Genomic DNA, 14636 nt, shown 5'->3' with positions numbered 1-14636 from the left:
CGACGTCTCAGTGCTACCACGCCCATGTCCTCTTATCCCTTACTGCCCCGAATCGATGTAGGTAAAGGTGGTCCGCGCAAAGGCTTCATAGATCTGCGGCAGATCAAGGTCACGCTTCGCCAAGGCGGCCTCATTGATGGCGACGACGTAGTACTCTGGGGTCTCGATGGGCACCTGACCTCCTCGCACATCCTGCTGCAGCAGCTGATCAGCTAACCTGGCCGCAACCTCGCCTTGCTCGAACGGCGACGCACCCACCGCTAGGGCGGCCCCGTCCTCGACATTGAAGACGTTGACCCCAATGATCGGAATGGGCGAGTTGGCCTCTGTCCAACGCATCACCTCATCGGGCGGCACGGGCTCAGGCGTGGTCTCGCTGCGCTGTAGCTGACGGTAATTGGCAACCAACAGATACTGCCCCTTGCGGTTGGGCAGTGCACGCACATAGGCTTGCCAAGAGGGATAATCCGCAGCAACAAAGGTGCCCTCGAAACGGACTGGCGACCAATCAAAGGCCTCGACCCGATCGCGATCCCGCGCCATCGATTCCGAGGGGTCCATGAGATAATGAATTCCAGGCCCTGGCGCAGCCGCAGCGCCAGTCTCCTGCCCAGTCTCCTGCTCAAGGGTCAGCACCAAGTCCTTGACCGCTTGCAGCGGCTTGCGTTCAAAAACGCCAGTGACATTCTCAGCGCCGACATAGCCATAGGGCTCGACCGTGTCGTTCACGCCAGTGAAGACAATCTCCATGCGCGGATGATCGACAAAGAAACTGGCCGCAAGCCCTTGGGCGAGATCATCGACGGCAATCAGGACATTGGGGTCGAAACGCTCGATCGCACGGCGCGCGACGATTCCCGCGTAGCGCAGCGAGTCAGGATCGGAAAAGCGTTTGGTATTCATGTAGTGCCAGTTGACACTGTAATTGGTCCAGCCGTCCGAGACACGGCGGATACCGGCATTGATATCACGTGTCCAGGCATATTCCGGGTCGTAACTTTGTAAGATCATCACCCGCGGCTTGGTCACATTGAAGACCACCGCAAAGGCGGCAACACCGACAAAGAACAATAGACTCAGGATCAACGCCGCGGGACTCTGCTTCATAACACACCAATACGGTGCCAGAACGGGATCGCGATCAGGATCGCAGTAATCTTGAAGGGGATCAGCAGCAGATGGAACAACTGCACCCGTCGAAGATCGTGATCAACCTCGCTGGTGAGCCGATCGAAAAGGAAGATATAGGGCGACTGATGCGGAAAGAACGCCGTCTCTGCCAGGATCAGGAGCACGAAGCCAACCACCCAGGGCGAGATGCCCGCATTGCTGGCAATCGGGATCAGCGCCGCGGCAAAGACGATAATAGCCTGATTCAATGGAATGAACAGACGCGCAAGCAGGAACACCGCCGATAGTGCCAAGACAAATAAGCCAAAGTCCTGACGCATGTACACACCAAGCCAGGACAGCTCTCCCATGATGAAGCGGTCGATCCCCAGATGATTCATCGTCGCAACGATGCCGATCATGCTCCCAAGCAAGAATAAGAATGCCCAATCGATCCTAGCAATAAAGTCGTTGCGCGAGAGCATGCCCAGGAACAGCATCAAGCAGAGCACCGTCAGCGCGAGCAGGTGCACCTCGATGTGGTGCCAATTGATGGTCGCAATGCCTAAGCTGAGTAGGATGACACCGATCAGCGCCCACCATTCAGTCGCACGCATGGGCCCGAGATCCCCCAGCGCCTGGGCGATATCGGCCTTGCGGATATCGACATGCCGATAGGCGTGGCGGAAGAACAGCGCGCTGCAGAACAGGTACGACCAGAGCAGCACGATGCCCGTCAACGAGGCCGCGAAAAACCAAAACAGGAAGTCGAAGGCTTGCTGATCCTGCGGCGGCAACAGCGCGAACACCATCAGATTCCCCGGCGCCGCGGTCAGGAACAGGGGTGCCAAGAAGTGGATCGAATCCAGCCCCGTTGTGTACAACATGGTCGAGGCGTGACGCCGCGCCCGCGCATCCCAGCCATGGACGATATGCTCGACCACCGGCCCGACGATCGCCGCCCGACCGACGATGGTCGGCACGGTTGGCGTGAACAGGAGTCCGGTCGAGAACACCATCAGCTGGTGGGCAAAGGTATTCGCCGGCAGGTGGTGCAGCAGCATCAGCGTATAGCGCCGCGTCAGGCCCGACTCCACCACCACCACGCCCAGCCCGAGGATGCTCAGGGTCAGCATGAAGGCGGTCGACGAGAAGCCTGAAAGCACCACCGACTCCGGCGCCAAGCCGAAGATCAGGAACGACAACATCGCGATCAGCGCCGGCACGAAATCCGGCAGCAGGGACAGAAACCACATCAGCAGCGCCGTGAGCACAATCGCCGTGAACATCGTGATCCGCCAACCAACGCCCTGCGCCTGCATCAGGAAGAAGGTCGCCACTGGTGTGAGGATCACCAGCAGCCACGGAATCCAGTCCCAGCGTGATTTCATGCCCGTCCCTACTGCACGCGTAGGGTCATCACGGTAATGTCGTCGGCCTGGCCGGCGCCCCGCGAGAAGCGCTCGACGTCGTCGACCACACGGCTATCGATGGTTGCCGCGACCGCCGTACCCAGGCCAGCGAGCACATGCATCAGACGCTCCTCTCCATACATGGCACCGGCCGTATTCACCGCCTCTGTCACCCCATCCGTGTACGCAAACAGTGCCTCACCTGGCGCAAACTGATGCTGCTGTGACCGATAGACCACGCCCTCGACCACCCCAAGCGCGACCCCGGGCAGCAGCGGCAGCTCGCTCGGCGTGCCATCGGTAGCGATCAAGTATGGCGGGTTGTGGCCGCCGTTGGCGTAATGCAGCGTCCGCGTGCTGCGCTGGTAGATCGCGAGGAACAGGGTCACGAAGAGACACTGGTCATTGTCGCGCAGCAGCTCGGCATTGACCTTGCTGAGGATGGTCTCGGGCGTCGACCCGGGCTCCGCCTTGGCGCGAATCAAGGTCTTTGCCACTGCCATGAACAGGGCCGCCGGCACGCCCTTGTCGGCGACATCGCCGACGGCGATACACAGATGATCATCATCGATCGCGAAGACATCGTAGAGATCGCCACCGACCTCTTTGGCTGCCAGCAGCATCGCATGGACATCCACTCCGAACGGCTCCGCCACAGACTCGAAGGCATGCGGCAGCATACTGAGCTGGATCTTGCGCGCGGTCTCGAGCGCCTCCTGCATCTTGCTCTTCTCCAACGTCTCAATCGCCATCGACACGTTGCTCGTTAGGATCTCGAGCAGATCCTGGTCGATATCCTCAAAGCGGCGATCGCCCTTCAGGTAGACGACATTTCCTATCAGGCCTTGGGTCTTGAACAACGCCACGCATTCGCGGCCGCGTACGATACTGCTGCCCTGCTCGATCGCCGTTCGAATCAGCTCATCTCCAGGCTGCGGCGTGCTTGGCGCCGCCTCAGCGCCAAGGGGTATCAGCCTAGTCGCATCGTACTCACGCAGCTTGCCATAGTAGTTATAGAAGCGCACCTGATCGACCGCGCGATCAAGAAAGATGATGCGATTGATGATCTCGATGAGCTCTTCTTTGATCTCCGCTGCCGAGTCCAGCTCGAGCACCGACGACATCGCAATCAGAATATCCTGCAGACCTTTTTGTGCCCGCTTGCGCGTGCGGATATTGAATAGCAGAATAAAGATAAAACCCAACAGAACAATAAAGATCAGCGAAACGATCGCGATAAGACCTTTATATCGGTAAAAAAAGGTCTCTGGCTCGTTGATAATAATACTCTCTTTCGGCAGCGCCCGCTTTGGGATACCGAACCGCTGCATCTGCTCGTAATCGAACATATACATGTTCGGACTTTCCATCACAATCGGGATACATTCGGCAAGCTCTCCCGCGATGATTCGAGACGCCAATGCCGCAGCCGCCTGACCTTGGTAATAGGACGTCTTGACCTTGCCGCCAAGCACCCCCTTGCCCAACATATAGTCGACCTGACCATACAATGGCACGGCTGAACTGCTCGAGATCCGCGGCAGCACCTCCCAGGGGGTAAAGCTCTTGCCAGTCGCATCTTGGAAGAAGGTGAGATAGAACACAGCCGCGGTTGGCTTCAAGGTCGCGACCTTCGCAAGCACTTCATCGAGGGTCAAATCATTCAAAAAATGGAATCGAAGGCGGCCTTCAAAATCAGCCGCCGCCGTCTCGAACTCTCGCCGGATCATCAGCCCAGCCGTCAGTTCATCCGTGATGACATAGATGTCTTCCACATCCGGCTGCAGCCTTGTGATGAGCTCTAGGTTAGCGATAAAGTCCGCCTCCTCATTGACACCCGTCACCGCATGCATACCAGCAATCTGCCCACTTCCGAAATTATTGATTCCAGCGAAGACAACAGGGACATCGGGAAAGAGCGAGGCACCCTGATCGCGGATAAAATCTAAGGCGTCATCATCAGTCACGATAATGACATCGAAGTCAGAATCACGATACTTGTGCTGGTAGAGCTGGAGTAGGTTGGAAAAATGCTTAGGCGCATTGGTCATTTTCGTATCCATGAACTCCATCTGCAAGATGACGCTTGGATCATCAGCAAAGAAGTCCTGGATAGCCTCGACCTCATTGTCGGTCCAGGAATAGCCGAAGTTGTAAGAATTCAGCACCAGGATTCGGTGCTTTTCAGGACTAGCCGCCTCCGCCTGCATGACCTCGGCCTCTTTCGCGAGCATCAACGCTTGGCCTGCCAGTCCTGGCAGCGCCCACAGAAGCAACAGTGAGACGGGCATCAGCCAGTGGGGTCGGAGGCGATTGATTCGCATCGATGGCGCAAAGTAAGACATCTGAACGGAGGGCCTCTTCGACGGGAATCCCGGCATCTCGACCGCTCACAGGGGACGAGAGCACCGGCACGGACGGGAGCGTCGGCACAACAGCGGGTCAGGATACCGCGTTAGACTCGCGCGATGTTCCCCGAAACAGACGGATCGTGCCCATGCGTCGCTCGCCTCTTCCTTTTCGTGTGCTGGCCCTGTTCTTCGCCCTGACTGCCGCCCCAACTGCGTCTTCCGAGGATCAACGCCAGCGTTACGCGACCCTGAGCGACCCACAGACGATGGGCGCTGATAACGCGGTCGAGGTGATTCAGGTCTTCTGGTACGGCTGCCCAAGCTGTGGTCAGCTCGAGGATCAACTCAAGCCTTTGATCGACGAGACGCATGGGCAAGCGAGCTTTCGCCGGATGCCAGCGGTTGCGCCGCGCTGGGAGCCCCATGCCCGTGCGTACTATGCCGCGGAGTCACTCGGAGCCCTGGAGCCTTTCCATCAGGCCCTCGCCAGGGCCATGCAGGACGAGCACCGCCCGATCATGACCGAAACCGACTTAATCAACTTTGCACGCGAGATCGGCATCAATGCCGACGCCTTTCGGGCGGCCTACCATTCGCCCGAGGTCGAGCATCAGGTGCAGCAGGCGATCGCGTTAACCGAACGCTTCGAGATCGCCAGCGTTCCAGCCCTGATTATCAATGGCAGGTACCGTACCGACCTACAGCTCGCGGGCACTCAGGAGGCAATGATCGAGGTCTCTCGCGCGCTCATCGAAGACGCAACGGCTCCTCAATCCCGTCGCGGCCGGCGCGGTCAGCGCCAGTCATCGCCGGTCATGCCTCATGATCCCCGGCCATGGACTCACGATCGGCCACCGCCGAGCGGGGCTCAAACCCGCGTCAGCGCTGGGCTCAGGCTGACAACGTCTGGCTCGTCAACCGCTAGCCTGTCTGACAACTGGCGAGAAACAGACGCAACATAGCGGGGTGCATGTCGTCGAGTTGGCGACGCAGCTCGATGTTGCCCTCGCCGCTGACCAGGCGGTGCAGCACGCTGTAAAGCGCGCCACGCTCATCATCTGGGGCCCGATCCGGCGGTACGGCGGCGGCTGCACTGCGATCGTGCAGGAGCAGCCAGGCGGGAAACTCCTCGACCTCGAGCGCGGTATCCATGTCTTCGAAAGTGCTCCAGAGCTCGCACAGACGGGAATCCGGCAGCGTCGCCGCTACAAGCAGCGGTTCCGCATGGTGCGGATGTTCCCAGCAGAGCCAGGCCCAGTCTTGACGCGCGCTGATGGGGTCACGACGACGCCAGGCGGCCTCGGCATGCAGCACGACCAGGTCCGGGTGCCAGCGCCAGTTGGGCTCCTGCTCGATGGCGCTCCGGACCGCGTCCCAGCGTTCCGCCCGCAGCCAGGCGTGGCTGGCGTGCAGTCGTGGTGAGGCGGGGTTGTAATCGATGCCAGCGAGCTTTTCCGCGAGCCCAGCCCAGAGCCCGGTGAGGAAGTCGCGGGCTCGGTGGCCGAGAAGATCGCGGGCGGTTGACTCCAAGGCGTCGAGCTGCGCGAGCCGGTCGGCGGCATCGAAGGTACCCGACGGCTGCGGCTTCTCTGGATTCGCTAGATTCGCCTCCACGGCATCGTTGTCGTCATCATCGCTGCCGTCGTCGACGGCCTGTATCAGCCGGAGATAACCTTGCAGACTGGCGTGTCGGGGATCATGGCGCATCAGCTCGCCGACGCGATCGCGTGCGTCATCGATGCGCCGTGCGGCGAGCGCATCGCGGAGGCCATTTTCGATCAGCAGCCCCGTCGAATCGTGGAATAGGTCGAGTTGAAGGCGATCCTCCGCGGGAGCGAATGCCTCAGCACAGGCTTGGATCAGGCGCTGGTTTGCGCCCAGATTCAGCGGGCTGTTATGACCACCCCAGCCGCGATACTCCATCTGGCTAGGCTGCAAGCCTTGACCGCTAGCGTGGCTGGCAGCCAGTTGTAGGACTGCAGCCACCTCGTCCGGGTCGGCGAGCAACGCGCCTTGCAGATCGGCGCGGCCACCGCTGCGCCACGCCTCGTAGTCCTCATAGGCCAGCAGGTCCAGCGTTAAGAGCAGCTCCAGCGGCTCCAGCCGGCCCTGCTCTAGCAGCAGGCGGTCAACCTGAGCAGTCAGTGAAATACGATCTGGTAACGTGCTCATGCTCAAACCGAAGTAATGGTCTCACCTGTACGGCCCAAAGTATCGCTGCCTAGCAAGTGATTCCGCGAGCGATGCGCTTTGTCGTCCTCTACGCGAACCGCTCAAACGCAGCAACGTCAGCGCTCGATGGCAATCGTGGTTAGGGATAGAAGGCAGATATGGCGCCCTCGACAGGATTCGAACCTGTGACCTACCGCTTAGGAGGCGGTTGCTCTATCCTGCTGAGCTACGAGGGCGAAGCTGGAGGCTGGACGCTTAACGACCCGATGACGGCGACCCGATGACAGCGTCGAAGCGCAGAGCCAGCATGGTAACGCGAGCAGTCACCAGCGACCAAGTCGAAAACGGATCTGCGGCGTGACAAGCTTGGCGATCCCTCTTAAACTAGGCGGTCTGGCTGAGTGGCAGAGTGGTTATGCAGCGGCCTGCAAAGCCGTGGACGCCGGTTCGATTCCGACCTCAGCCTCCATTGACCAACGAACTAGCCGGCTATGCGCCGGCTTTTTTGTGCCCGACGGCCATCCTGTGCCACGGATCATTCCGCGCCAAGTCGGGCCGCGATCGCAGCAAACGCAACAACGCCGAGCAATGCGCCACCAAGGGTGCCGCCAAGCGCCTGCCAGCGGGAATGCCCGACTAAGGCGGCCTCGCCCGCGGTCGAGATCAGGAACGGCTGGCGGGCATCTTGGGTTGCACCAATGCGCGGCAGCACCGGCTGTAAGGCAACGCGGCGCTCGGCTTGATTGGCGAGCCACGCCGCAAAGGCTTGTGCTTGCTCCCAGTCAGCGATATCGATCCTGCCGTCGCCGTTGCGGTCGAGCTGCGCGCGGCGGGCGGGGTCCCGCTTCCAGCGCAGCAACAGCTGGCGTATCAAGGCCTCACGCTCGCGCGCACCGCGCCGCGGCGTTTCCAGATAACCAAGCACATAGACCGGATCGGCCTCGGCGACACGCTCCTCGACCATCCGGTAACGGCCGCCGAGGCCGATGAACTCGGCCAAGCTGAACGCTGCCGAGCGGCCGCCACCCTTGACGCGACTGGACCAACGCTCAGTCAACCGACAGCGGATGCTGGCACCCTTGGGCTCAACCACGCAGCGTCCGGTGCCATCCTCGAGCAGGAAGGCATGCTCGGCCTCGCCCTGCTCGATGGTGACCCATTTGCGGCTGCGCCCACTGCCGCGCTGCTCCTCGATCCGCCAGCGATACCAGCAACAAGGAATACCGGTCAGGTGCGCCGGGACAAGCGCGCGCAGTGGCCGCGCCTCTCCACTCAACTCGACGTAGCCCTGCGCCGCCGAGCGCACCCGCGCGGTGGGCGTGTCGTGGATCAGACGCAATCGCCAGAAGGCGCTGAGGCCTTGATGCAGCAGCAGCCCGCCAACGCCGAGGCCGAACAGAACCGCAACCCAGAAACCGCCCGAATCGGCGCCTTGAGCTAGGTGGACAAAGAAGTCTGGCATCGATTCACGCCCGAAACCGCTGGTCAGCTGTCCGCATCGAGCCCGCCAGCTCAGTGGCGTCCAAACAGGCCTCGCACATCAACCGCCTCGCGCGCCTCGGCAAACTGCAACAACTCGACGGGCTTGAAGGCGAACAGGCGGGCGATCAACAGATCCGGAAGCTGTTCGATACGCATGTTGTTGACGTTAACACTGTCGTTATAGAGCTCGCGACGGTCGGCAATGCTGTCTTCGAGATAAGAGATCCGCTGCGAGAGCTGCTGAAAGCTGGCGTTGGCCTTGAGGTCTGGATAGTGCTCCGCCAGCGCGAAGAGCTGACCGAGTCCACCTCGCAAAGCCTCCTCGGCCTGACCGACACCGCGCACATCGCCGCGCTGGCGCGCCGACGAGACCGCCGAGCGCGCCTCGACGACACGCTGCAAGGTTTCCTGCTCGTGGCGCATGTACTCACGGCAGACCGCGACCAGATTCGGCAGCTCATCGTGACGCTGCTTGAGCACGACATCGATATTCGACCAGGCCTTGGCCACCTGATGCTTCAACCGCACCAGGTTATTGTAGATGGCGCCCGCGTAGAGCCCGATGATCAGGAGCACGACAAGGACGATGATCAGCGTCAGGCTCATGCAGAACTCCGGAGATCGATGAAGCGAGATCGATGAAGCGAGATCGATAAAGCAAGATCGGTGAAGCTGGACCTGGGCTGACCAGCACATCGGTGGCCAGCGCCATGCGACACCGCAGACGACCTGACCTAATCCTACCTGGCCTAATGGTAGTCGATCAGCGCCAACTCTTGGTTGCCCGTGCTATGGTTTCGACATCTTTTGATTATGTTGGCAGGCGACGTGAACGAACTGACGCATTTCAACCGCGCCGGCGAGGCGCAGATGGTCGATGTCGGCGCCAAGCAGGAAACTGAGCGCGTCGCGCAAGCTGAGGGCTGCATCCGGATGCAGCCTGAGACACTGCGCCTGATCGAGCAAGGCGGTCATGCCAAGGGCGATGTGCTCGGCATCGCGCGCATCGCCGGCATCATGGGCGCCAAGCGCACCGCTGATCTGATACCGCTCTGCCATCCACTGGCGCTGACCAAGGTCGATTGCAGCTTTGAAGTGCAGCAGGCGACAGCCAAAGCCGCCATCGTCTTCTGCCGCGTGACGGTCGCGACGCGCGGTCGCACCGGGGTTGAGATGGAAGCCCTGTGCGCGGTCCAGATCGCACTGCTCACGATCTACGACATGTGCAAGGCGGTCGACCGCGGCATGGTCATCGATCAGGTTCGTCTGCTCGAGAAGCAGGGTGGACGCAGCGGACATTGGGTGCGGAGCGCATGAACGAGCCGATCACCAACCCGCTATTCCAGCGCGCGGCCTTCCTCAGCTCCGCGCCGGACCTGGCTGCCACCCCGGACGACAGCGGCTTTGAGGTCGCCTTCGCAGGCCGATCGAATGCCGGCAAGTCGAGCGCGATCAACGTCATCTGCCATCAAAAAGGCCTTGCGCGCACCAGCAAGACGCCGGGGCGCACGCAGCAGTTGGTCTTCTTTCGCCTCGATGACGAGCGTCGGCTGGTCGATCTGCCCGGCTATGGCTTTGCCAAGGTCTCACTCGCGATCAAGCGGCGTTGGCAGCAGCTGATGGAGCGCTATCTCGAGCGCCGCAGCTCGCTGAAGGGGCTGGTGGTGGTCATGGATATCCGCCATCCGTTGACGGATATCGACCAGCAGATGATCGACTGGGGCATCGCCGCCGGACTGCCGCTGCTGCTGGTGTTGACCAAGGCCGACAAGCTCAAGCGCAGCGGGGTTGCGCGCAGCCTCAACGAGGTCCGCAAGGCACTGTCTGCCGCGCCAGTGCCCGTTCACGTGATGGCCTTCTCCGCGGTCAGCCGGCTTGGCCTAAATGAGGCACAAGACCAGATCAAGGACTGGCTCGGCCTACCAGCTCAGGTATCTGGAGCAGTTGATGAGACTGACCTAGCAGCCGCACCAAGCGCTTAGCTGCCCAGCGCCTGTCACCGCGCGCAGACCTATCTCACCATGCTTGCCTAATCTCACCCTGTTTGGGTGCCCGTTTCAGTCGTCCGCGAGGAACGTGCAAACGGGCTTCAGAACTCACCGGCCGCAGCGCCTTCCATCATCCCGCGTAACGTATCGCGGACGCTGACGGCCTCCTGCTTCAGCTCTGCGGGAAGCTCCTTGCCGCCGTAGATCATGAAATCGAGGTTCATCGAGAACAGCCAGAGCTGACCCTCGCGATCTTCGACCAATGCAATCCGACAGGGCATGAAACCACTATAGTGATTGCGGTACTCGAGCATCATCTTGCCGACTTGCGCGTCGCAGAACGACAGGAAGTTGACGTAGCGATAAGGCTCGCCCGTTACCGCCTCGACCTGCTGATAAAAGGGCGACTCGCCGACGAAGAGCAGGTTGTTGGTGGTTGCGAGGCTCTTTAGCGAATCGATCACCTCATCGACACTCAGCCCATCTTCGACCGGCACCGACCACATCATGGCGCCGCCGGGGTCGCCGGTGGCGAGGAGATTTGCAGCGAAAGTGGAATAGGTTGGCAAGAACTCTGGGTCAAAGCTGGCGAGCCGTGGACCGAGCCAGATCGCGGCCGCGAGCAAAACGACCAAGGTCAGCGCACCGATCAGCGCGAGCAGATTGCGAATCAGGGTCATGCCGGACTCCGACAAAAGAAGGCGATAAGAACCGACCGCGGCCCCGAGCCCCGATCAGCCGTCGCTCGAACAGGTTCTAGAACGACCCAGGCGCCGCCTCGGCAAGAACGCCGCGGGGCCTCTGGGTCGGTCGGGTCTCGCAGCCGCCAAGCGGTGGCTGATCAGTTGGTCGAAGCTGCTGGACCAACGCTCGGTGCCGCAGGCATCTGTGGCATGGCCGGACGCTCTGGCATCGGCGGCATATCCGGCATGGCGGGCATCTCAGGCATATCGCGCATCATCATCGGCGGCATCCGGTGCATGCGTGGGCAGTCAGCGCCCATCTCCCCACAGTTCGGGTGCATCGGATAACCACGACCAGGATAGCCACGTCCGTAACCATACCCGCCCTGAGGGGGCTGGCCGTAGCCAGGTCCCATCGGCGGCATGGGGGGCATCTCAGGCTGCTGAGCCGCACCACCGAAGAGGGCCGCAATCGCCTCCTTCTGCTCTTCGCTCATGGCCTCGATGGTCTCGCGGTAGGCCTCATAGCGCTCGAGCATCTCTTTGCGACGCTGCTCGGCCTTTGCACGCATCTCCTCGACGCGCTTAGCCCGCTCCGCCATCGCCGCTTCGTAGCGCTGCTGCATCTCGGCGCGCATGGCTTCCATCGAATCGACAGAAGGTGCCTCCGACGCCGCCTGCTCGGGCGCCGCAGTTTCAGCGCTGGGCGCGGTCTCAGGCGCTGCTGGGGCCGCCGGGGCCGCAGTTTCTTGGGCCAGCGCAGCGGTGCCGAGACTCAGGGTCAGAGCCATGGCCGATACGGCCGACAGGAAAAAGTATTTCTTAGACATCGTGGTGGTACTCCTCATCTTAGGTTGCTTTAGGGATGGAAGGACGCGGCGACCATATCACGGTTGCCGGGGGCGAGAAAGCGACGTCAGAGGCCGCCGGGTACAGCAACCACGGAAGACCCGAGACAATCGCTATCAAGCGTATAGAATGGCCGAATTCGAGCGACGAGAGAAGCACGCGGGAGAGCGCATCATGCACATTGGCGACTTGATGGCCGAAACCGGCGTTAAGTTTGGTACTAGCGGCGCACGAGGCCGCGTTGAGGACATGACCGACCTGGTCTGCTACGCCTATGCGCAAGGCTTCTTGCGCCACCTGCTCGGCGCGGGAGCGTTATCGGTAGGCGCCGATATCGGGCTCGCGGGCGATTTTCGCGCTAGCACAGCGCGCATCCTGGGCGCCTGCGCCAAGGCCGTCAGCGATTGTGGCTGCACAGCCCACTACCTCGGCCGTCTCCCAACCCCAGCGGTCGCGGCTTATGGCATCGCCCAGGGCTGGCCGACGATGATGGTGACCGGCAGTCATATCCCCGATGACCGCAATGGCATCAAGTTCAATCTGCGCAGCGGAGAGATCCTGAAGGCAGATGAGGAAGGCATTCGCGCGCAGCAGATCGAGCTACCCGATGGGCTGTTCGACGCGGCTGGCGCCTTCACCGACCCGCAGCACAGCGCCCTGCCGCCGGAGAACCCGGCCGCACTCGAGCACTACATCGCACGTTATCTCGACTTCTTCCCAGCTGACTGGCTTGCTGGCCTGCGCATTGGCCTTTACGAACACTCCAGCGTTGCCCGTGACGCCCTGTTTCGGGTTCTCACCGGGCTCGGTGCCGAGGTTGAGCGCCTCGGCTTCTCCGAGACCTTCCTGCCGGTCGACACCGAAGCGATCCGGGCCGAGGATATCGCCCTCGCCCGCGACTGGGCCGCCGATGGGCGGCTCGCGGCGCTGGTCTCAACCGATGGCGACGGCGACCGCCCCCTGGTCGGCGACGAGCGCGGCGAGTGGCTCCGCGGCGATATCGCTGGGGTGCTCTGCGCACAGGCCCTAGGCGCCACCGCGGTGGTGACGCCGATCAGCTCCAATACCGCGCTAGAAGCCAGCGGCTGGTTCAGCGAGACAGTGCGCACCCGCATCGGCTCTCCCTATGTGATCGCCGGCATGCAGTCATTGTCGGCGCGAGGGATCGCACCGGTGGTTGGTTACGAGGCGAACGGTGGTTTCCTGACCGACTCCGATATCGAGCGCGAAGGCCGCATCTTGCCAGCGCTGCCAACGCGGGATGCGGTGATCGTCGCGGTCACGCTGATCGGCGCCGCGCGCGCTCACCAGCAGCCGCTGTCGGCGCTCGCCAAGTCACTCCCGCAGCGCTTTACCTACAGTGACCGACTCAAAGAGTTCCCGACGACGCTGAGCGCGGAGCGCTTTGCTGCCTTCCAGACCGGCGACCTAGCCGCCGATCGCGCCGCCCTCGATCAGGTCTTCGGTGCTGAGTTTGGGCCGGTTGCAGAGGTCGATCAGACCGACGGCATCCGCATGACCCTCGCCAGTGGAGATATCCTGCATCTGCGCCCGTCCGGCAATGCGCCGGAGCTACGCGCCTACACGGAGGCCGACAGCCCCGAGCGGGCGCGGGATCTCAACCAGCGTTGCCTGGCGATCCTGGAGGGCTGGCGCAGCTGAGGCGATTGCCGGCAAGATCATACCGAATGGCCCAGGATGTCACTTTGCCTTCAATGAGCTTCGTCGGGGGCCTAGTCGGGAGGGCTAGTCGGGGAGGCTGGTCGGGCTATGTGACCGGCGACGCGCGCTCTACGCACTCACCTCACCCCATCGGCGGCGGCCACGGACGACCCGCGCCAGGCTCCGGTAACGCTCGGCGCGCCTCTCCAACAGGGCCAGGGCACTGGCATCGAGCTCGCGCTCAAAATCCAGCAAGCGTTCATCGGCGGACTGAGCGGCCGAGCCGTGATCGGACAAGCCTTGCGGGTCAGCGACCAGTGCGATCAGCGACGGATCGATAAACTGCGCCCGACCTCCACTCAATCTGATCTGCAAAGTGCCTGCCGAGACTGATCGACGCTCCCAAGGTTGGGCGCAAAGCGGCTCGATCCCAAGCAGGGTATCCGCATGCAATGCGAGTGGGTCACCTTCTGCCTCGAGCACGATCAGGAGATCACTGCTGGCAGCAGGCTGCAATGGCGCACCTCCGAGCACGGCCGGGCTCACGACCGGCGCGAGCACACCGCGCAGATCGAAGGCGCCCATCAGATAAGGCGGGGTATCATCGAGCGCGGTCAGACGCGGCAGAGACAAGCAGCTCAGCAGCCGGTCTGCGGCAACGGCGTAGGTCTGAGCGCAGAGCGCAAAGACCACACACTCCTCCGCGACCTCAAAGTGGGGCGGCTCGGAGATTGGCGTCGCACGACGCTCGGCACTGATCATCGCGGGGCCTCCAGGCCATGATGGCCGACTGACCATCCTTGATGGCCGGGCCGCCCGCGCTACAGCTAAAGCGACCCGGTATCGTTTTGTAACTGACGTTTTGCGAACTGACAGAGCGCGTCGCCACTCAGGACGATCGAGCGCTTGTTTCACGCTAAGCCTAGT

The 14636-nt window shown here is 61.9% G+C and carries 13 protein-coding genes and 2 tRNA genes; 5 read left to right on the top strand and 10 right to left on the bottom strand.

The genetic code is table 11. The annotated features are described in order from the left end of the window. Positions 1-39: 39 nt before the first annotated feature. From CKO42_RS05660 to CKO42_RS05650, 3 genes are read right to left on the bottom strand one after another with little or no spacing between them, the layout of a single operon-like run. Complete coding sequence (locus tag CKO42_RS05660; RefSeq protein WP_200240327.1) at positions 40-1107, bottom strand: ABC transporter substrate-binding protein; 1068 nt, start codon at positions 1105-1107, stop codon at positions 40-42. Then, positions 1104-2501, bottom strand: a complete 1398-nt coding sequence (locus tag CKO42_RS05655; protein WP_200240325.1) for an SLC13 family permease — start codon at positions 2499-2501, stop codon at positions 1104-1106. Before CKO42_RS05655 ends, CKO42_RS05660 begins: the two co-directional genes overlap by 4 nt. An 8-nt stretch (positions 2502-2509) precedes the next feature. After that, positions 2510-4846: an ABC transporter substrate binding protein gene (locus tag CKO42_RS05650; protein WP_200240323.1), complete on the bottom strand. Its 2337-nt coding sequence runs from the start codon at positions 4844-4846 to the stop codon at positions 2510-2512. 173 nt (positions 4847-5019) lie between these two features. On the opposite strand from CKO42_RS05650, the gene CKO42_RS05645 reads away from it, so the two are divergent. Beyond that, the gene (locus tag CKO42_RS05645) at positions 5020-5835 is read left to right on the top strand and encodes a thiol:disulfide interchange protein DsbA/DsbL (protein WP_200240321.1); all 816 of its coding nucleotides are present in this window, start codon (positions 5020-5022) and stop codon (positions 5833-5835) included. Here CKO42_RS05645 and CKO42_RS05640 read toward each other — a convergent pair. Then, entirely contained in the window at positions 5795-7045 is a 1251-nt protein-coding gene (locus CKO42_RS05640) for a hypothetical protein (RefSeq protein ID WP_200240319.1), read from the bottom strand. The genes CKO42_RS05645 and CKO42_RS05640 overlap by 41 nt on opposite strands. A gap of 159 nt (positions 7046-7204) precedes the next feature. Then, positions 7205-7281 (bottom strand) — tRNA-Arg (locus tag CKO42_RS05635). Between the two features lie 159 nt (positions 7282-7440). Between CKO42_RS05635 and CKO42_RS05630 the strand changes: the two genes are divergently transcribed. After that, positions 7441-7514, top strand: a tRNA-Cys gene (locus CKO42_RS05630). 66 nt (positions 7515-7580) lie between these two features. Here CKO42_RS05630 and CKO42_RS05625 read toward each other — a convergent pair. After that, positions 7581-8507, bottom strand: coding sequence for a GIDE domain-containing protein (locus tag CKO42_RS05625; protein ID WP_200240317.1), 927 nt, complete (start codon positions 8505-8507; stop codon positions 7581-7583). Positions 8508-8557: 50 nt separating this feature from the next. After that, positions 8558-9133 carry a LemA family protein gene (locus CKO42_RS05620; protein WP_200240315.1) on the bottom strand — a complete coding sequence of 192 codons (576 nt, stop codon included), beginning with the start codon at positions 9131-9133 and terminating at the stop codon, positions 8558-8560. A gap of 222 nt (positions 9134-9355) precedes the next feature. Between CKO42_RS05620 and moaC the strand changes: the two genes are divergently transcribed. Together moaC and yihA are read left to right on the top strand one after the other, a co-directional pair. Next, complete coding sequence (gene moaC / locus CKO42_RS05615; protein WP_200240313.1) at positions 9356-9844, top strand: cyclic pyranopterin monophosphate synthase MoaC; 489 nt, start codon at positions 9356-9358, stop codon at positions 9842-9844. Then, positions 9841-10509, top strand: a complete 669-nt coding sequence (gene yihA / locus CKO42_RS05610) for a ribosome biogenesis GTP-binding protein YihA/YsxC (RefSeq protein WP_200240311.1) — start codon at positions 9841-9843, stop codon at positions 10507-10509. Before moaC ends, yihA begins: the two co-directional genes overlap by 4 nt. A gap of 107 nt (positions 10510-10616) precedes the next feature. Here yihA and CKO42_RS05605 read toward each other — a convergent pair whose 3' ends face one another. Further along, positions 10617-11195, bottom strand: a complete 579-nt coding sequence (locus CKO42_RS05605; protein ID WP_200240309.1) for a DUF302 domain-containing protein — start codon at positions 11193-11195, stop codon at positions 10617-10619. A 161-nt stretch (positions 11196-11356) separates the two neighbouring features. Beyond that, positions 11357-12028, bottom strand: coding sequence for a hypothetical protein (locus CKO42_RS05600; RefSeq protein ID WP_200240307.1), 672 nt, complete (start codon positions 12026-12028; stop codon positions 11357-11359). Positions 12029-12221: 193 nt separating this feature from the next. Between CKO42_RS05600 and CKO42_RS05595 the strand changes: the two genes are divergently transcribed. Beyond that, positions 12222-13709: a phosphomannomutase gene (locus CKO42_RS05595; protein WP_200240305.1), complete on the top strand. Its 1488-nt coding sequence runs from the start codon at positions 12222-12224 to the stop codon at positions 13707-13709. A 129-nt stretch (positions 13710-13838) separates the two neighbouring features. On the opposite strand, the gene CKO42_RS05590 is transcribed toward CKO42_RS05595, so the two are convergent. Further along, positions 13839-14471, bottom strand: coding sequence for a chemotaxis protein CheW (locus CKO42_RS05590; RefSeq protein WP_200240303.1), 633 nt, complete (start codon positions 14469-14471; stop codon positions 13839-13841). Positions 14472-14636 lie beyond the last annotated feature (165 nt).

It is taken from the genome of Lamprobacter modestohalophilus, assembly GCF_016583905.1.
Taxonomy (GTDB): domain Bacteria; phylum Pseudomonadota; class Gammaproteobacteria; order Chromatiales; family Chromatiaceae; genus Lamprobacter; species Lamprobacter modestohalophilus.
The sequence above is the reverse complement of the archived record's forward strand: the minus strand, read 5'-3'. Positions and strand labels throughout refer to the sequence as shown.

Excerpts from the sequence above, each read along its gene's own strand:
- CKO42_RS05640 (WP_200240319.1), bottom strand. The coding sequence starts at position 7,045 with ATGAGCACGTTACCAGATCGTATTTCACTGACTGCTCAGGTTGACCGC.
- CKO42_RS05600 (WP_200240307.1), bottom strand. The coding sequence starts at position 12,028 with ATGTCTAAGAAATACTTTTTCCTGTCGGCCGTATCGGCCATGGCTCTG.
- CKO42_RS05595 (WP_200240305.1), top strand. The coding sequence starts at position 12,222 with ATGCACATTGGCGACTTGATGGCCGAAACCGGCGTTAAGTTTGGTACT.
- CKO42_RS05590 (WP_200240303.1), bottom strand. The coding sequence starts at position 14,471 with ATGATCAGTGCCGAGCGTCGTGCGACGCCAATCTCCGAGCCGCCCCAC.
- CKO42_RS05645 (WP_200240321.1), top strand. The coding sequence starts at position 5,020 with ATGCGTCGCTCGCCTCTTCCTTTTCGTGTGCTGGCCCTGTTCTTCGCC.
- CKO42_RS05620 (WP_200240315.1), bottom strand. The coding sequence starts at position 9,133 with ATGAGCCTGACGCTGATCATCGTCCTTGTCGTGCTCCTGATCATCGGG.
- yihA (WP_200240311.1), top strand. The coding sequence starts at position 9,841 with ATGAACGAGCCGATCACCAACCCGCTATTCCAGCGCGCGGCCTTCCTC.
- CKO42_RS05655 (WP_200240325.1), bottom strand. The coding sequence starts at position 2,501 with ATGAAATCACGCTGGGACTGGATTCCGTGGCTGCTGGTGATCCTCACA.
- CKO42_RS05650 (WP_200240323.1), bottom strand. The coding sequence starts at position 4,846 with ATGCGAATCAATCGCCTCCGACCCCACTGGCTGATGCCCGTCTCACTG.
- CKO42_RS05660 (WP_200240327.1), bottom strand. The coding sequence starts at position 1,107 with ATGAAGCAGAGTCCCGCGGCGTTGATCCTGAGTCTATTGTTCTTTGTC.
- CKO42_RS05625 (WP_200240317.1), bottom strand. The coding sequence starts at position 8,507 with ATGCCAGACTTCTTTGTCCACCTAGCTCAAGGCGCCGATTCGGGCGGT.
- CKO42_RS05605 (WP_200240309.1), bottom strand. The coding sequence starts at position 11,195 with ATGACCCTGATTCGCAATCTGCTCGCGCTGATCGGTGCGCTGACCTTG.